Annotated in this window: 16 protein-coding genes and 1 pseudogene; 8 read left to right on the top strand and 9 right to left on the bottom strand. The window is 73.2% G+C overall.

What is annotated here, in order from left to right; all coding sequences use genetic code 11:
• Window positions 1–26 precede the first annotated feature (26 nt).
• On the bottom strand, window positions 27–302 hold the full coding sequence (locus ACO1BR_RS35670) for a hypothetical protein (protein WP_426799261.1): 276 nt from the start codon (window positions 300–302) through the stop codon (window positions 27–29).
• A 231-nt stretch (window positions 303–533) separates the two neighbouring features.
• On the opposite strand from ACO1BR_RS35670, the gene ACO1BR_RS35665 reads away from it, so the two are divergent.
• Window positions 534–1,379 carry a phosphotransferase gene (locus ACO1BR_RS35665; protein ID WP_426799260.1) on the top strand — a complete coding sequence of 282 codons (846 nt, stop codon included), beginning with the start codon at window positions 534–536 and terminating at the stop codon, window positions 1,377–1,379.
• A gap of 24 nt (window positions 1,380–1,403) precedes the next feature.
• Here ACO1BR_RS35665 and ACO1BR_RS35660 read toward each other — a convergent pair whose 3' ends face one another.
• Window positions 1,404–1,829 (bottom strand): hypothetical protein, encoded by a 426-nt coding sequence (locus ACO1BR_RS35660; RefSeq protein ID WP_426799259.1) that lies wholly within the window; start codon window positions 1,827–1,829, stop codon window positions 1,404–1,406.
• 213 nt (window positions 1,830–2,042) lie between these two features.
• On the opposite strand from ACO1BR_RS35660, the gene ACO1BR_RS35655 reads away from it, so the two are divergent.
• From ACO1BR_RS35655 to fxsA, 5 genes are all read left to right on the top strand, one after another.
• Complete coding sequence (locus ACO1BR_RS35655) at window positions 2,043–2,483, top strand: Lrp/AsnC family transcriptional regulator (protein WP_043268198.1); 441 nt, start codon at window positions 2,043–2,045, stop codon at window positions 2,481–2,483.
• A gap of 61 nt (window positions 2,484–2,544) precedes the next feature.
• Complete coding sequence (locus ACO1BR_RS35650; protein ID WP_426799258.1) at window positions 2,545–4,194, top strand: amidohydrolase; 1,650 nt, start codon at window positions 2,545–2,547, stop codon at window positions 4,192–4,194.
• 500 nt (window positions 4,195–4,694) lie between these two features.
• A complete protein-coding gene (lnt, locus tag ACO1BR_RS35645; RefSeq protein WP_426799257.1) occupies window positions 4,695–6,368 on the top strand; it encodes an apolipoprotein N-acyltransferase in 1,674 nt (557 codons plus the stop codon).
• A 5-nt stretch (window positions 6,369–6,373) separates the two neighbouring features.
• Window positions 6,374–7,129, top strand: coding sequence for a polyprenol monophosphomannose synthase (locus ACO1BR_RS35640; RefSeq protein WP_426799295.1), 756 nt, complete (start codon window positions 6,374–6,376; stop codon window positions 7,127–7,129).
• Window positions 7,130–7,163: 34 nt separating this feature from the next.
• Window positions 7,164–7,733, top strand: a complete 570-nt coding sequence (gene fxsA, locus ACO1BR_RS35635) for an FxsA family membrane protein (protein ID WP_426799256.1) — start codon at window positions 7,164–7,166, stop codon at window positions 7,731–7,733.
• Window positions 7,734–7,823: 90 nt separating this feature from the next.
• On the opposite strand, the gene ACO1BR_RS35630 is transcribed toward fxsA, so the two are convergent.
• The 4 genes from ACO1BR_RS35630 to ACO1BR_RS35615 all read right to left on the bottom strand — a co-directional run bounded on the left by ACO1BR_RS35630 (window position 7,824) and on the right by ACO1BR_RS35615 (window position 11,509).
• Window positions 7,824–8,201, bottom strand: coding sequence for an RNA polymerase-binding protein RbpA (locus tag ACO1BR_RS35630; protein ID WP_026170122.1), 378 nt, complete (start codon window positions 8,199–8,201; stop codon window positions 7,824–7,826).
• 265 nt (window positions 8,202–8,466) lie between these two features.
• Complete coding sequence (locus ACO1BR_RS35625) at window positions 8,467–9,849, bottom strand: MFS transporter (RefSeq protein WP_426799255.1); 1,383 nt, start codon at window positions 9,847–9,849, stop codon at window positions 8,467–8,469.
• A 272-nt stretch (window positions 9,850–10,121) separates the two neighbouring features.
• Complete coding sequence (locus ACO1BR_RS35620; RefSeq protein ID WP_426799254.1) at window positions 10,122–10,922, bottom strand: glycerophosphodiester phosphodiesterase; 801 nt, start codon at window positions 10,920–10,922, stop codon at window positions 10,122–10,124.
• Window positions 10,919–11,509, bottom strand: coding sequence for a YczE/YyaS/YitT family protein (locus ACO1BR_RS35615; protein ID WP_426799294.1), 591 nt, complete (start codon window positions 11,507–11,509; stop codon window positions 10,919–10,921). Before ACO1BR_RS35615 ends, ACO1BR_RS35620 begins: the two co-directional genes overlap by 4 nt.
• A gap of 194 nt (window positions 11,510–11,703) precedes the next feature.
• Between ACO1BR_RS35615 and ACO1BR_RS35610 the strand changes: the two genes are divergently transcribed.
• Entirely contained in the window at window positions 11,704–13,212 is a 1,509-nt protein-coding gene (locus ACO1BR_RS35610; RefSeq protein WP_426799253.1) for a PLP-dependent aminotransferase family protein, read from the top strand.
• Between the two features lie 51 nt (window positions 13,213–13,263).
• Here ACO1BR_RS35610 and ACO1BR_RS35605 read toward each other — a convergent pair whose 3' ends face one another.
• Together ACO1BR_RS35605 and ACO1BR_RS35600 are read right to left on the bottom strand one after the other, a co-directional pair.
• The gene (locus ACO1BR_RS35605) at window positions 13,264–14,859 is read right to left on the bottom strand and encodes a hypothetical protein (RefSeq protein ID WP_426799252.1); all 1,596 of its coding nucleotides are present in this window, start codon (window positions 14,857–14,859) and stop codon (window positions 13,264–13,266) included.
• 150 nt (window positions 14,860–15,009) lie between these two features.
• Window positions 15,010–15,204: a hypothetical protein gene (locus ACO1BR_RS35600; protein ID WP_159506882.1), complete on the bottom strand. Its 195-nt coding sequence runs from the start codon at window positions 15,202–15,204 to the stop codon at window positions 15,010–15,012.
• 191 nt (window positions 15,205–15,395) lie between these two features.
• Between ACO1BR_RS35600 and ACO1BR_RS35595 the strand changes: the two genes are divergently transcribed.
• Complete coding sequence (locus ACO1BR_RS35595; protein ID WP_426799251.1) at window positions 15,396–15,863, top strand: YchJ family protein; 468 nt, start codon at window positions 15,396–15,398, stop codon at window positions 15,861–15,863.
• A gap of 305 nt (window positions 15,864–16,168) precedes the next feature.
• On the opposite strand, the pseudogene ACO1BR_RS35590 reads toward ACO1BR_RS35595, so the two are convergent.
• Window positions 16,169–16,258, bottom strand: a pseudogene (locus ACO1BR_RS35590) (RNA-binding S4 domain-containing protein); the annotation flags it as partial.
• Between the last annotated feature and the right edge of the window lie 105 nt (window positions 16,259–16,363).

The following is a 16,363-nucleotide window of genomic DNA, read 5'->3' as shown; positions in this document are numbered from 1 at the left end:
GGCCGGGCATCCCGGCCCGGCCCGCCTCACAGCCGCCGGTAGCCGTCCTCGTCGAGCCGGAAGGTGTGCTGCGGCCCCCGTTCCCGCGGATTCCAGCCGTGCTCGCGCGCTCTGCGGATCAGTGCCGCGACCTCGCCCGGTGCGATGACCGTGCCGTGATCCCGCCAGGTCGCCATCCGTGCGCCGTCCCCGTCCGCCCAGCCGGCGACCACCGCCAGCCCGGCCGCGTCCGGCGAGACCGCCCACCGGTACCGTGTCCCGTCGACGGTGATCAGCCGTGAACCGCGTACCGCCAGCGCCATCCGGCACCCCGTTCCTTCCGGGGCCCGGTGTCCCCACCCCGTGATCCGCGCGGCGCCCCGGTCGTCCGCCGCCACCGCGGCCATCCGACCACACGCCATCGCCCTCGCGCACGCCGGGCCGGCGGTCGCCGCCTCCCGGGTCGGCGCTCGACGGAATCGCGCCCCCCGCACCCCCCGGGGGTGTGGCCGCCGCAAGGTATCTGACGCGCCGTCAATTCCTTTCCCCAGGCGGTGATCCGCCGCCGATCGCGCCCAGGGAGGGGACCGTGTCCGACCACCCGATCCCTGGTACGAAGCCGACCCCGCCCACCTCGGCGCCCCGTTCTTCGTCATGGCCCGCGCCGGCGGCCGGGTCCCACCCGACGTCATGCCCTATACGTACGAGGGGATTTGGCTGCACACCGCCACCGCCACCGCCACCGACGTCGAACGCGACCACCTGGAAGCCGCCAACGTCGCGATCCTCGCCAGGCTGCACGACCAACTCCCCACCACTACCGCCGACTTCCTCGCCGCACCCGGCAGCGGCAGCTCCCTGCACCGCCATGTCGCGGCCCAACGCGCCTACTACTCCTGGGTTGTCGACGGACTGCCCCGCTCCCCACTCATCGAGCGCGGCTTCGCCTGGCTCGCCGACCACTGGGCGGCGGATCCGGGGGAGACGGAGTGGTGAGTTGGGGCGACGCCCGGATCGGCAACGTCGGCTACGACGGCTTCGAGCCGGCCGCGGTGTTCGACTGCGAGATGGCCGCACTCGGCCCCCGCGAACTCGACCTCGGCTGGCTGGTCTACCTGCACCGCTTCTTCCAGGACCGCACGGAGAGCGGCGGCGAGCCGGGACTGCCCGACTTCCTGCGCCGCGACCGCGTCGAGAGCCGCTACGCCCGGCTCACCGGGCACCGGCCTCGCCACATGGAGTTCCACACCCTCTCCGCGGCCCTGCGGCACGCCGTCGTCATGCTCCGGGTCGCCTACCGCCAGGTGTACTTCGGCGAGATCCCGGCCCCGGCCGGCGCCGACGGGCTGATCCTGCACCGGGACACCCTGGAGGCGATGCTCGCTGGCCGCTACCGGTGAGACGGCCGCGGCCGGCGTACCGGCTCAGCCGCGGCGGCGCATCCGCGGCACCCGGGCCGGCCGCTCACCGATGCCGCCCACGTGCGAGAACGGCTGGCGCCGCCAGTCCAGGCCCGCGGGAAGCGTCAACAGCACGGCCGCGTCCTGCTCCTGAGCGTCCATCATGTCGTCGGTCTCCGGGGCGTCGAGCGCCGGCCGGCCGGAACCCCGGCACACCGTCAGACCGAACGGGTTCCACGGCGACGGGCACAGCGCGTGCTCCGGGAGCGTGTCCTCGTCCGCCAGCAGCCCGATCGGCTGCCCGCAGTCCGGGCAGGTCACGCGGTAGATCTCGTAGGTGTCGAAGGAATCGTACGCACCGTCGTCGGCGGGGAAGCCGAGACTGTCGCCCTCCTGAACGCCGGCGTTCGCTGCGGCGGAGTCCTGCTCAAGGCGTCGCATGATGTCCATCCCCCTCGGGTGGGCCACTCGGACCGCTGACTTCCATCGTGTGACCGGCGGTCTCGGCCAACACCAGCAATGCCCTTCATGCCGGGTGCATAATCGCTGACGCCCCGCGTACCCCGCGTCACGGGTGTGGCATTGCTCACATGGAGGGGCGTGCGGGTGTCCACGATCCGGCGCACGGTGCGCATATGCGCCCGCGCGCAGTAGGTTGAGCGGGTGGAGGAGTTGGACCGACAAATCGTGGATCTGCTCGTCAAGGACGGGCGGATGAGCTACACCGACCTGGGCAAGGCCACCGGCCTGTCCACTTCGGCGGTGCACCAGCGGGTGCGCCGCCTGGAGCAGCGCGGTGTCATCCGCGGCTATGCCGCCATCGTCGACCCGGAAGCCGTGGGCCTGCCGCTCACCGCCTTCATCTCGGTCAAACCCTTCGACCCCAGCGCCCCGGACGACATCTCCGACCGGCTCGCCGAGGTCCCCGAACTGGAGGCGTGCCACAGCGTCGCCGGCGACGAGAACTACATCCTCAAGGTCCGGGTCGCCACCCCCCTGGAGCTGGAGCACCTGCTCACCCGCATCCGCACCCTGGCCGGTGTCTCGACCCGTACGACGGTGGTGCTCTCCACCCCGTACGAGGCCCGCCCGCCCCGTATCTGACCTGGCCGGGAGCCGACCCCCGGGCGCCGGCCCGCCCCGCGCAGGCGCCAGACTGTCCGTTATGAGCGAGCACATCCCCGACCCCGCCGGGCGGCCCCGGCCCCGTACCGTCCTTCTCCGGGGCGGTGAGGTGCACAGCCCCGCGGACCCCTTCGCCACCGCGATGGTCGTCGAGGGCGACCGGATCGCCTGGGTCGGCGAGGAGGGCGCGGCGGACTCGTTCGCCGACGGCGTCGACGAGACCGTCCACCTCGACGGTGCACTGGTCACCCCGGCGTTCACGGACGCACATGTGCACACCACGGCCACCGGACTGGCGCTCACCGGCCTCGACCTGTCCGCCGCCACCACCCTGCCCGACGCGCTCGCCCGCATCCGCGCGTACGCCGCCGCCCGCCCCGCGGACACCGTGCTGCTCGGCCACGGCTGGGACGCCAGCGCCTGGCCCGAAGGCCGCCCGCCGTCCCGTGCCGAACTGGACGCCGCCACCGGGGGCCGCCCCCTCTACCTCACCCGCGTCGACGTGCACTCCGCCGTCGTCACCACCGCCCTGCTCGACCTGGTCCCCGGCATCCGCGAGCGGTCCGGCTTCCACCCCGGGACCCCGCTGACCGGGGACGCGCACCACGCCGCACGGGCCGCCGCCTACGCCACCGTCACTCCGGCTCAGCGCGCCGACGCGCAGGCCGCCGCGCTCGCCCGGGCCGCGTCCCTGGGCATCGGCAGCCTCCATGAGTGCGCCGGGCCGGACATCTCCGGCGAGGACGACTTCACCGCCCTGCTCGCCCTGGCCGCCGAAGGCCGCGGGCCCCGCGTCATCGGCTACTGGGCCGAGCTGATCGCATCCGCAAAGGACGCCGAACGCATCCGCGAGCTCGGTGCGGCCGGCGCCGCCGGCGACCTCTTCGCCGACGGCTCGCTCGGCTCGCACACCGCCCATCTGCACGCCCCGTACGCCGACGCCGGCCACACCGGCACCGCGCACCTCGACGCGGCGGCCGTCGCCGCCCATGTCGCCGCCTGCACCGAGGCCGGACTCCAGGCCGGGTTCCACGCCATCGGCGACGCGGCGCTGACTGCCGTCACCGACGGCGTCCGCGCCGCCGCCGGCACCGTCGGCCTGGAGCGCATCCGGGCCGCCCGGCACCGCGTCGAGCACGCCGAGATGCTGACCGGGGCCACCATCGCCGCCTTCGCCGACCTGGCCCTGACCGCCTCCGTCCAGCCCGCCTTCGACGCGGCCTGGGGCGGCGGCGACGGCATGTACGCGACCCGCCTGGGCGCCGACCGGGCCCGCACCCTCAATCCGTACGCGGCCCTGCTCAAGGCCGGTGTCCCGCTCGCCCTCGGATCCGACAGCCCGGTCACCCCGCTCGACCCCTGGGGCACCCTGCGCGCCGCCGTCTTCCACCGCACCCCCGCCCACGGCATCTCCGCCCGCGCCGCGTTCACCGCGCACACCCGCGGCGGCTGGCGCGCCATCGGCCGCGACGACGCGGGCGTCCTGGTGCCCGGCGCACCCGCCGACTACGCGGTCTGGAAGACCGGCGAGCTGATCGTCCAGGCCCCTGACGAGCGCGTCGAGCGCTGGTCGACCGACCCGCGCTCGGGCACCCCGGGCCTGCCCGATCTCAGCCCCGGCAACGCCCTCCCGGTGTGCCTGCGGACGGTAGTTGCCGGCTGGACCATCTTCGACCGGCCGAACGAGTGACATCGCGCAGGCAGGTGCCGTCGGAGGCCGTGCCCGAAGCTGCTTGCCCTGTCTGGGAAGGCTCGGCACTGACCTGGGACGACGCGAAAACGACGCATGCGGAGCGACTGTTGACAGCAGGCGGCCGTGGGCCGGTAGGTTCGGCCGAGTCCACCACAGGACGTCCGACCGCGAGACCTCCGCGCAGTCGTCGATCGCAGCTGGGCCATGGGGCGGCGAGCCAACCGGCACACCGCCACTGGGAGCCAGGTCCAGCTTCAGCGGCACGGGGCGATGGCTAGGTCGGTCGACAGGTGCGACCCGGATGGGGCCCGGCGCTCAGTAGACAACGGCTCTCGGTTGACCCGCAGCCAGCGGGTCCCAGGTCGGCCCGAAGGGTGCCGGGCCCCGATCCGCACCCCTCCGCGGCCCGTTGCGCCCGCGCACCCCGCCCCCGCCACGGCGGCCCTCCGATGTACGGTCAGCTGACTACCGCACGACCTGCAGGAAGGCCCGCGACCGTGCCATCGGGTTCCGATACCACCGCAGAAGCCGCCGGCGGCACCGCGCCCGGCGGCTCGGTGCCGCCCACCGCGACGGGTGCCACCGGCGATGCCCGGCGCCCCGGCCGCGCCCGCCGACTGGCCGCGCTGACCCGCCGCGAGGCACCGCGCACCGGCCTCGCGGTCGTCGCCGGCCTCGCGCTCGGCCTGGCCTTCCCGCCGTACGGCGGGTGGCCGCTCTCCCTGGTCGCGGTGGCCGCGCTGTCGCTGCTGACCCGTGGCCGGAGCGCGCGCCAGGGCGCCTGGACGGGCTTCGCCTTCGGGCTGCCGTTCTTCCTGCTGCTGCTCAAGTGGCTGCACGTGATCGGCTGGGACGCGGTGGTGGGGCTGTCCGTCGCCGAGTCCCTGTTCGTGCTGCTGATGGGGGCGGGACTGGCGCTCACCTCCCGGTTGCCGGCCTGGCCGGTGTGGGCCGCATGTCTGTGGGTCGCCCAGGAGTGGGCCCGCGACCGGCTGCCGTTCGGCGGCTTCCCCTGGGGCCGGCTGGCGTTCGCCAACACGGGCTCGCCGTTCACCCCGCTCGCGGCGCTCGGCGGTGCGCCGCTGGTGACCTTCGCCGTCGCGCTGGCCGGCGGGTTGCTGGCAGCCTGCGCGGCCACCCTCTGGGGGCTGCGCGGCAACGGCTCGGTGCGCCGGGCGGTCCCGGCGCTGGAGGCGTTCGGGCTCGCCGCCGCGGTCACCCTGGCCGGTCTGGCGGTGCCGGTCCCCACCAAGGCCGACGACAGTGTCGACATCGCCGTCGTCCAGGGCAACGTCCAGCAGCCCGGGATGGACTTCCTGGGCCGTCCGATGCAGATCCTGGACAACCACGCCACCGCCACGGAGAAGCTCGCCGACGACATCAGGCACCACCGCGCGAAGAAGCCGGACCTGGTCATCTGGCCGGAGAACTCCTCCGACCTGGACCCGTTCCAGTACCCGCAGGCGTACGACCGGATCGACGCGGCGGTCAAGGCCATCGGCGTCCCCGTCCTCGTCGGCGCCCTAGTCGACCATCCGACGAAGCCGGGCTATGTCTTCAACGAGGGCATCGTGTGGGACCCCAGGACCGGGCCGGGCGCCTCGTACACCAAGCAGCATCCGGTGCCGTTCGGCGAGTACGTGCCGTTCCGCGCAGAGCTCAGCAAGATCATCACGCGCTTCCAGCGGGTGCCCCGCGACTTCTACCCCGGCGACCACACCGGCCTGCTGAAGGTCGGCCCCGCACGGCTCGGCGATGTCATCTGCTTCGAGGTCGCCTACGACGAGATCGTGCACGACACCGTCGACGCCGGCGCCCGCGCCCTGGTCATCCAGACCAACAACGCCACCTACGGGCGCACCGGCCAGCCCGAGCAGCAGTTGGCGATGTCCAAACTGCGGGCCGTCGAGCACGGCCGTGCGGTGGTCACCGCGGCCACGAGCGGAATCAGCGCGGTGGTCGCTCCGGACGGAACGATTACGCACCAGATTCCCGAATTCACCCAGGGTGTCGTGTCGGCGCGCATCCCCCTGCGCGACGAAACGACGCTTGCCGACCGCATTGGCGCGGCACCCGAGTGGGTGCTCGCTATCGTGGGCCTCCTGTCCTGCGGGGCTGCTGTGGTCAGTGGTCGGCGTGGGCGTACGAAGGACGAGAAGGGACAGCAGTGACAGCAGTGACAGACGGTCAGCGGCAGTACGGCCCCCTCGGCAGCACGTTGGTGATCATTCCGACGTACAACGAGGCGGAGAACATCAAGCCGATCGTCTCGCGGGTGCGGTCGGCCGTCCCCGAGGCGCATGTCCTCGTCGCGGACGACAACAGCCCGGACGGCACCGGCAAGCTCGCTGACGAACTGGCCGCCGAGGACGAGCAGGTCCATGTCCTGCACCGCAAGGGCAAGGAGGGGCTGGGCGCCGCCTACCTCGCGGGGTTCCGATGGGGCATCGACCACGGCCATGACGTGCTGGTGGAGATGGACGCGGACGGCTCCCACCAACCCGAGGAGCTGCCGCGGCTGCTCACCGCCCTCAAGGGCGCCGATCTGGTGCTGGGCTCGCGCTGGGTGCCGGGCGGCCGGGTGGTGAACTGGCCCAAGCACCGCGAATTCCTCTCCCGCGGCGGCAGCACGTACTCCCGGATCATGCTGGACGTGCCGATCCGCGATGTGACCGGCGGCTTCCGGGCGTTCCGGGCCGCGACCCTCAAGGGCCTGGGCCTGGAGGAGGTTGCCTCGCAGGGCTACTGCTTCCAGGTCGACCTCGCGCGGCGTGCCGTGCGGGCGGGCTTCCACGTCGTCGAGGTGCCGATCACCTTCATCGAGCGGGAGCTGGGTGACAGCAAGATGAGCCGCGACATCGTCGTGGAGGCGCTGTGGCGGATCACCGCCTGGGGCGTCGGCTCCCGGGTGGACAAGATCCGCGGGCGCTGATCCGGACGCCGGCCGGGCCAGGCACACTTGTGGCATGACGTTCGGAGCCACGCCACCGCCCAGTCCCCAGCAGCACCGATCGCGCGCCCGCCGGTTCGTCCCGTTGGGCGTCGCCGCCTGGATGGTGCTGGAGATCTGGCTGCTCACCGTGGTCGCCGGGGCCGCCGGCGGGCTGACGGTGTTTCTGCTGCTCGTCGCGGGCGTGATCGCCGGCGGCGCGGTGATCAAGCGGGCCGGCCGCCGGGCCTGGCGGAACCTCACCGGGAGCCTCCAGGCCGGCGGCGCCCCGGCGGAACCGCAGGAGACCGGCTCGTCCGGCACCGGCAACACCCTCCCGATGATCGGCGGGCTGCTGCTGATACTGCCCGGCCTGCTGTCGGACGTGCTCGGGCTGCTCTGCCTCTTCCCGCCGACCGGGCGGCTGGTCCTGCGTGGCGCCGACAAGCTGCTGACCCGTCCCGGCTCCTACGCGCCCGGTACCTTCGGCGACGCCTACCAGCAGGCGCGGATGCACCGGCCGGACGGCAAGGTCGTCCAGGGCGAGGTCATCCGCGACGACGGTCCCCCGGCCGCGCGCCGCCAGGACCCGCCGCTGACCGGCTGAGACCGCAGCGTACGGAGCGGAACGCACAAGGGCCGGGCCACCAGAGATCGGTGGCCCGGCCCTTCTGCGCTGCTCGGCGCAGCCCGCTTGTCAGGCGGACTTGCGATTGCTGTCGCGCGGATGCACGGCAATGTTCATGGTGCCGGAGCGAAGGACGGCCAGCCGCTCGGCCAGCACCTCCTCGAGCTCCTCGCGGGTCCGCCGCTCCATGAGCATGTCCCAGTGCGTACGCGCGGGCTTGCCCTTCTTCTCCTCAGGGCCATCCCCATCCACCAGAAGAGAGGGTGCACCACATACCTTGCACTCCCACTCCGGCGGAATCTCGGCCTCAACCGAGAACGGCATCTCGAATCGATGTCCGTTCTGGCATGCGTACTCCACCGCCTGGCGCGGGGCCAGGTCGATGCCGCGGTCGGTCTCGTAGCTGGTCACCACGAGTCGCGTGCCGCGGAGAGCTCGCTCACTCATGAATCGTGCCTCCCGGGCTTGTCGCCCACAGGACAGGTGTCGCTGTCGTCGTCATCCGGTCAACGTCCGGTCGGCGGTGAAGATTCCCGTCATCGGGACATGCGTCGCCTGCGTCGCCCGTCGTGCCGCCCCTTGTTGTACCCACCAACGCCCGGTTTGTCACATCTGGCAGCAGATGTCACCCAGCGCTTCACGGAGTTGAGCGCGCAGTAACGGTCCGCCTGGTGAGCCAAAGGCGTACACTACCGGCCCGCACGCCCAGGAGCTAAATCCGGTCAGGTACCGGATTCCCGGCCGCCGCGATCGCCCGCCGCACCGGCACCCGCGCCAGCAGCACGAAACCGATCGCGAAGAACGCCACCAGCGACACGATCGCATCCCGGTAGCTCCCGGTCAGCTGGTAGGCCATCCCGAACACCAGCGGCCCCAGCCAGCTCACCCCGCGGTCGCTCATCTCGTACGCGGAGAAGTACTCCGCCTCCTTGCCGCGCGGGATCAGATGCGAGAACAGCGACCGCGACAGCGCCTGACTGCCGCCCAGCACCAGCCCGATCCCGACGGCCAGCGCGAAGAACCACACCGGCGCCCGCGCGGGCAGGAAGTACCCCGCGGCGACGATCAGCGTCCAGGCCACCAGCGAACCCAACACCGTCCGCTGGGCGCCGTACGTGCGGGCCAGCCGGCCCAGCAGCAGCGCGCCCGCCGCGGCCACCACCTGCACCACCAGGATCGACACGATCAGCGTGGTCTGGTCCAGCCGCAGCTCCTCGGAGCCGAAGACCGACGCCTGGGTGATCACGGTCTGGATGCCGTCGTTGTAGACGAGGTACGCCAGCAGGAAGGAGAGGGTGAGCGGATGGCGGCGCATATCGCGCAGCGTCGCCCGCAACTGGCGCCAGCCATGGCCGATCACCGCGCCGCCCGCCGCGCCCCGGGTGCCGCCGGCCGCCGGCCGGTCGCGCAGCCGCCGCAGCGGGATCAGCGCGAAGACGCCCCACCACAGGCCCGCGGTCGCCAGGCAGATCCGTACCGCCGTCCCCTCGGAGACGCCGACCGTGTCATGCCCGGCGTACAGCGCGAGATCGACGATCAGGACCAGTGCGCTGGCCGCGTAGCCGAAGGCCCAACCCCGCGAGGAGACCGCGTCGCGCTCGTCGGGCTCGGCGATCTGCGGCAGGAAGGAGTTGTAGAGCATCATCGCCACGACGAACGAGACGTTCGCGATGATCAGCAGCGCCCCGCCCAGCAGATAGCGGTCGCCGCCGAGGAAGAACATCGCGGTGGTCGCCGCGGCCCCCGTATACGCGCAGCCGCCCAGCAGCGGCTTCTTCCGGCCGGTCCGGTCTGCCAGCGCCCCGGCCGCCGGCATCGCCAGCACCGACAGCAGCAGGGACGCGGACACCGCGTACGCGAAGAAGGAGCCGGCGCGCATCGGGATGCCCAGGGGGTGGACGAATCCCTCCGCGTCCGCCGCGGCCTTCGCCACCGACGTCAGATACGGGCCGAGGAACACCGTCAGCACGATCGCCGAGTAGGCGCTGACCGCCCAGTCGTAGAAGTACCAGCCGCGCTGCTCGCGGCGCCGCCCGGCCCGCTCCGCGGCCGCTGCCGCCTCCGGTCCCCCGGCCCCGACTTGTGTGCTCCGCACAGATACCCCCGTCTTCCGTCCCCGTTCGGCGCGGCGGACGGCCGGCGGCGCGGCGGCCGGCCCCCGCACTTCGGCTCGGTCGGTACCGTGCGCAGCGCCCCGATGCGATCGCTTGAGTGGTGGTCATCACTACACGCCCGTGAGCTGAGGTGACAACCCCTGGCCGGGCCCGGTGCGGGAGTCCCAAAGGATGCGCGGCGATCCCGGGGGCCCGGCGCGCGTCCACCACGGCGGTCGGCCAGGGCCTTCCGCCCCGACCCGGCGGACCGACCCTAGACCCAGCACCCCCGCTCGGTCAGCACCGTGCGCAGGGTCTCGATCTCATCGGTCATGATGCCGTCCACACCGAGGTCCAGCAGCGTCGCCATCCGGTCGGCGTCGTTGACCGTCCAGACGTGGACCTGCATCCCCAGTGCGTGCGCGGCCCGCAGGAACAGCGGATCGACGACGCGGATACCGGACTGCCGCTCGGGGACCTGGACGCAGACGGCGCTGCGCCGTACGGCCACCCCCAGCAGCCGGTCCAGCGGCAGCGCCCCGCGTCCGTACGAGCGCAGCCGCAGAGCGGCCACTCCGCGGGTGCCCATCGAGCTGGCCATCCGGCCGCCGGCCAGCCGCTGCGCCCGTGCCACCCGGGCCTCGGAGAACGAGCCGACGCACACCCGGTCCCAGGCGTTGGCCCGGCGCAGCAGGGCCAGCAGCGGCTCCAGCGCGGACTCCACCTTCAGGTCGACGTTCCAGCGGGCCTCGGGGAACTCCTCCAGCAACTCCTCGAAGAGGGGCAGCGGCTCCCGTCCGGCGACCCGGGCCCGGCGTACCGCGCGCCAGGGGAGGGCCGCGATGGCGCCCTGGGAGTCGGTGACCCGGTCCAGCGTCGCGTCGTGGAAGGCGACGAGCGCGCCGTCCGAGGTGGTGTGGACGTCGGTCTCCAGGTAGCGGTAGCCGAGGTCCACCGCGTGCCGGAAGGCGGCCGCGGTGTTCTCCAGGCCGTCCGCGGCCCCGCCCCGGTGGGCGAAGGGGAGCGGGCCGGGATGGTCGAGGTAGGGGTGGCGGAGGCGTATCGCGGAGGTCACTCCGGCAGTATCGCGTGCTCGGGTGACGCCTGGCCGCGGGCCACCACCAGGGACGGCTGCTCGGGCAGTCCCTTGATCGCGAAGCGGCGGAGGAAGAACTGGGCCATCGGCCCGATGGCCAGGGCGTAGAGCACGGTGCCCACCCCGACGGACCCGCCGAGTGCGAACCCCACGGCGAGGACGGTCACCTCGATGCAGGTCCGCACCAGCCGTACGGGGCGGCCGGTGCGCAGGTGCAGCCCGGTCATCAGGCCGTCGCGGGGCCCCGGTCCGAAGCGGGCCGAGATGTAGAGGCCGGTCGCGGTGCCGTTGAGGACCACGGCGAAGGCGAGCAGTGGGATGCGGGCGGTGAGCGCGTGGATCTCGGGGAGCAGCGCCAGTGTGGCGTCCATGACCAGGCCGAGGATCACCACGTTCGAGACCGTGCCCAGGCCGGGGCGTTGCCGCAGCGGGATCCACAGCAGCAGGATCAGGGCCCCGGAGACGATGGTGACGGTGCCGATCGACAGCCCCGTATGCCGGGATATGCCCTGGTTCAGGACGCTCCACGGTTCCAGGCCGAGCCCGGCGCGGACCATGAGCCCCATGCTCACGCCGTACAGCGTCAGTCCCACATAGAGCTGCACCAGCCGGCGCGGCAGCAAGGACCTCCCGGGACCGGACCCCTGGGTGATGGACACGACTCTTCCCCCTCATGGCAGGATTGGACTGACGCATGACACCATGTGGCGTGTCCGGTCTCGGGAAGTAGAGCCAATTCGGGGAAGGTGGACTGATCTTCATGGCTCAGTGGACTTCGGCGGTGGGTGCGCCCCAACTCGCCCGGCTGCTCCGCTCGCAAGATCCGCGGGACGCCGAACTGACCGCCGTCGGGCGGAAGTTGCCCGCCTACCGCAGCCTCGCCGACGGCGTCCGCCTCCTCGTGCTCGAAGGCCGGGTGCCGGTCGCCGCCCGGCTTCCCGCCGAGCGTGAGCTGGCCGCCGCCTTCGGCGTCAGCCGCACCACCGTCGCCGCCGCCTACGAGGCGCTGCGCGCCGAAGGGTTCCTGGAGTCCCGGCGCGGCTCCGGCAGTTGGACCGCCGTCCCGGCCGGCAACCCGCTGCCCACCCGCGGTTTGGAGCCGCTCCCGCCGGAGGCCGCCGGCTCGATGATCGACCTCGGCTGCGCCGCCCTCCCGGCCCCCGAGCCGTGGCTCACCCGCGCCGTCCAGGGCGCCATGGCCGATCTGCCGCTCTACGCCCACACCCACGGCGACTACCCGGCCGGCCTCCCCGTCCTGCGCCAGGCCCTCGCCGACCGGTACACCGCCCGCGGCATCCCCACGATGCCCGAGCAGATCATGGTCACCACCGGCGCGATGGGCGCCGTCGCCGCGATCTGCCGCCTCTGTACCGGCCCCGGCGAGCGGGTGGCCGTCGACTCGCCCTCGTACGCCAACATCCTCCAGCTGATGCGCGACGCCGGCGCCCGGCTCGTCCCCGTCGCGCTCGGCGAGCGGCTGGCCGGCTGGGACATCCCGGCCTGGCGCCAGGTGATGCGCGACGCGGCACCCCGCATGGCGTATGTCGTCGCCGACTTCCACAACCCCACCGGCACCCTCGCCACCGAGGACCAGCGCCGCCGCATGGTCGACGCCGCGCGCTCGGCCGGCACCCTGCTCGTCGTCGACGAGACCATGAGGGAGCTCCAGCTAGATCCGGGCACCGAACTCCCGCGCCCGGTCTGCGCCTTCGACCCCGCGGGCAGCTCCGTGATCACCGTCGGCTCGGCCAGCAAGGCGTTCTGGGCCGGGATGCGCATCGGCTGGGTGCGGGCCGCGCCCGACATCATCCGCAGCCTGATCGCCGCCCGCGCCTACTCCGACCTCGGCTCACCCGTCCTCGAACAGCTCGCCATCGCCTCGCTGTTGGAGGGCGGCGGCTGGGAGGAGGCCGTCCGCATCCGCCGCGACCAGGCCCGCGAGAACCGCGACGCGATCGTCGAGGCCCTCGGACGGCATCTGCCCGACTGGGAGTTCAGCATTCCGCACGGCGGCCTCACGCTGTGGGTGCGGACGGGCGGGCTCTCCGGCTCCCGGATCGCCGAGGCGGGGGAGCGGCTCGGTGTGCGGGTCCCCTCCGGCCCGCGCTTCGGTGTCGACGGCGCCTTCGAGGGCTTCGTGCGGCTGCCGTTCACCGTCAACGGGGCGGTCGCGGACGAGGCCGCGGTCCGGCTGGCGCGGGCCGCCCGGCTGGTGGCGACCGGTGCCCCGGCGGAGCCGGACCAGTCGCGGCACGTCTTCGTGGCCTGATGGCTCGTCAAGAGGTTCTGGTGCAGCGGCCCGAGGAGCACTGATGCCCCGTCATTCCTGGGTGTCGACCGGTGCCGCCTCGACGGCCACCGACCGCTTCGTGAAGGTCACCGGCTCCGGCGCGCTCGCGACCTCGGCCGGGACCGTGCGCTCCGGCAGCAGCGCCACCACCGCTTGCCGGAACACCTCGTCGGTGGCCTCGTCGTACGGATCCGGTGTGGCCGGCACCTGGAGGCGCAGGACCGGGCCGCTGCCCAGCCGGGCGTAGCCGCGGCCCGGCGGCATGTACGGCGTCGGCGTGGTGTGCGGCGGTGCCCCGAGCACCGCCGCGATCTCCTGCGCGGTGGCCGGGCCGAGCACGATCCGGGCCCTGGTGTGGGCCCGTACGGGCTCGCTCAGCAGCTCGGCGCTCTCGAACTGGTCGGCCATCGCCACCGTCACATGGGCCGACCGGCCGTGCCGCAGCGGGACCTGGAGCAGCCGCTGCGGATCGTCGCGGCCCTCCACGGCCGCGAGATGGGTCAGCGCCGTCAGCCGGTCCGCGATGATCCACAGTGGCCGCCGGGTGTCCTCGGGCGCCGGCGCGCCGGCCTGCCGCGCGCGGTTGGCCGCGATCAGCCGCCGCTCGGTCTCGTGCGCCGCCCACTGCAGCGTCGCCAGCGTCCCCGACAGCCCGTTCTCCACCGCCAGTACGCCCCGCCGCCCGATCAGGGCGCCGAACTCGCCGGTGCCGCTGCCGTCGACGACCAGCACGTCGCCGTGCCGCAGCGCCTGGAGCGTGAGCGAGCGGAGCAGCGTCGTGGCGCCGGTGCCCGGATGCCCCAGGGCCAGCAGATGCGGCTCGGTGGACCGCGCGCCGATGCGCCACACCACCGGCGGCTCGTCCCCGTCCTCCGCCCCGCGGACCACCGGCAGTGTCCGCTGGACGGAGTCGGGGTCGGTGAACCCGAGCACCATCTCGCCCGGGGCGGCCACGAAGTGCTGCGCCGCGATATCGGTCGGCAGCGGGCCGAGGGCCGTCATCAGCAGCTCGTTGGCCGCCTCGTTCCAGGCGAAGCGGTACTCCCGGCCGCGGCCGGACTTGGTGTGCAGCACCTGCTCGATGCGCCGCCGGGCCGCCTCCTCGCCGTCGGTGAAGTACGTCGGGTAGATCAGCCGCAGCTGCTCCAGCCGTCCGCCGTCGTCGAAGGCGTACTCACTGAACGCCCCCTCCCAGTCGCCGTCATGGGCGTAGAGGGGGCTGGGGTCCCCCTCCGTGGCGAGGTACGGCACCAGCGCCTCGTACAGCGCCTGCAACCGCCCGGTCTCCTCCTCGCTCGGGCCGGTTTCCTCCTCTTCCTCCGGCGGCAGCTCCCGTCCCACCCACGCCGACACCGCCATCACCGCCATCAGCGCGAGCACCGGACCGTACGGCACCAGCGCCACGATCAGCACCCCGGCGGCGACCAGGAAGCACAGCGGCCCGCGCTGCTCCTTGGGCGTCGCGGCCCAGCGCTCGCACCCGGCGGCCGCCAGCCGGCGCAGGCCGCGGCTGATGGTGATCAGCGGATGCAGCACGTCGAAGGCGCCGTCGGCGGCGCTGCGCGCCAGTTCCGCGGGCGAGCGGTGCGCGGTGGTGAGGAAGCGGGGCAGGGGGCGACGGGCCACAGCTGTCTCCTGTTGCTCGTACGGGCGGCGGTCCGGCTCGGTGCGGGCGGTGAGCCGGGGCGCGCTGCGCGCGAAGCCGCCCGGACGGGGTGGGCGGGCCCGTACGGGCGGTGCTCGCGGCGCCGCGCTGCTGGCGTCGGGCTGCGCCCGCTAGAGCTTGATCCCGCCGAGGAGGCTGGCCAGGCTCGCCCCACCGGCCTTGATGCTGGGCGCGATGGCCGAGCCCGCCAGGTAGAACCCGAAGAGTGCGCAGACCAGCGCGTGGGACAACTTGAGGCCGCCCTTGCGGAAGAAGAGGAAGACGATGACGCCGAGCAGGACGACGCCGGAGATGGACAGAATCATGGGTTCTCTCCTGGATGTGGGGACGGTCACCGTGAGTTCTTCCAGCCTCACAGCCGGTATCAAGCCATTAAAAGCTGCAAATGGCTGATTTATCATTGAAACCGCCCAAATGGGCCAGCTCCCGCGGACTCCGCCCCGGGCGGTACGGCGCCGGTCGCCGGCCGTCCCCGCCGACCCGGCACAATCATGGCGTGCCGAAGTCCCAGAAGGCGCGGAATCCGCGCAGGTCACCCAAGCCCCAGCAGGCGCCGGTCCGCCCGGCCGCCGGCACCCCCGACGCCCCCTGCCCCTGCGGGCGCGACGCGTCGTACGGCGACTGCTGCGCCCCCTTCCACCAGGGCCGCGCCGCCGCCCCGACCGCGGAACGGCTGATGCGCTCCCGCTACAGCGCCTTCGCCGTCGGCGACACCGGATACCTGCTGCGCACCTGGTACTCGGCGACCCGGCCGGGCGGCCTCGAACTGGACCCGGTGCAGCGCTGGACCGGCCTGGACATCCTCGGCACGTCCGGCGGCAGCGCCTTCCACGACGAGGGCACGGTGGAGTTCTGCGCGCACTACACGCTGCGCGGCCGGTCCGGCAGCCAGTACGAGCACAGCCGCTTCGTCCGCGAGAACGGCGCGTGGGTCTACGTGGACGCGCTGCCCGAAGTGCCTTAGGGCGGACCTCAGTTCCGCTCCGGACCGAGCCCCGTCCGCCCGCGCAGCTCGTCCATCTCGCGGCGGTCGCGCTTGGTGGGCCGGCCGGTGCCCCGGTCCCGGATGGCGAGGAGCGCGACCTCCTCGCGCGGCGGGGCCGGCGGGCTGTTGTCGACGTAACACTCGGCCGCGACCGGCGCGCCCACCCGCTTGCGCACCAGCCGGGACACCACGACGATCCGCTCCCGGCCGGCGTGCCGGAGCCGCACCTCGTCGCCGGTGCGCACGGTGTGCGCCGGCTTCACGCGCTCGCCGTTGACGCGTACGTGCCCCGCCCGGCAGGCCGCGGCGGCCAGCGAACGCGTCTTGGTCAGCCGCACCGACCAGATCCAGCTGTCGATGCGGGTGGTGGTCATCCCCTCGTCTGAAGCCATGCCGTGAACTCTAGACCCGGATTTCGCACATGGGGTCTGAGGTGTCCAGCCAGCGGGGGCAGGTTTCGTCGATGCCGAGCAGTCCGA

This window comes from Streptomyces sp. YGL11-2 (assembly GCF_050054615.1).
In the GTDB taxonomy this organism is placed as follows: domain Bacteria; phylum Actinomycetota; class Actinomycetes; order Streptomycetales; family Streptomycetaceae; genus Streptomyces.
The sequence above is the reverse complement of the archived record's forward strand: the minus strand, read 5'-3'. Positions and strand labels throughout refer to the sequence as shown.

Coding starts and splice junctions, on each gene's coding strand:
- ACO1BR_RS35610 (WP_426799253.1), top strand. CDS start 11,704: ATGGCTCAGTGGACTTCGGCGGTGGGTGCGCCCCAACTCGCCCGGCTG.
- ACO1BR_RS35670 (WP_426799261.1), bottom strand. CDS start 302: ATGGCGCTGGCGGTACGCGGTTCACGGCTGATCACCGTCGACGGGACA.
- ACO1BR_RS35615 (WP_426799294.1), bottom strand. CDS start 11,509: ATGGGGCTCATGGTCCGCGCCGGGCTCGGCCTGGAACCGTGGAGCGTC.
- ACO1BR_RS35630 (WP_026170122.1), bottom strand. CDS start 8,201: ATGAGTGAGCGAGCTCTCCGCGGCACGCGACTCGTGGTGACCAGCTAC.
- ACO1BR_RS35600 (WP_159506882.1), bottom strand. CDS start 15,204: ATGATTCTGTCCATCTCCGGCGTCGTCCTGCTCGGCGTCATCGTCTTC.
- ACO1BR_RS35660 (WP_426799259.1), bottom strand. CDS start 1,829: ATGGACATCATGCGACGCCTTGAGCAGGACTCCGCCGCAGCGAACGCC.
- ACO1BR_RS35650 (WP_426799258.1), top strand. CDS start 2,545: ATGAGCGAGCACATCCCCGACCCCGCCGGGCGGCCCCGGCCCCGTACC.
- fxsA (WP_426799256.1), top strand. CDS start 7,164: ATGACGTTCGGAGCCACGCCACCGCCCAGTCCCCAGCAGCACCGATCG.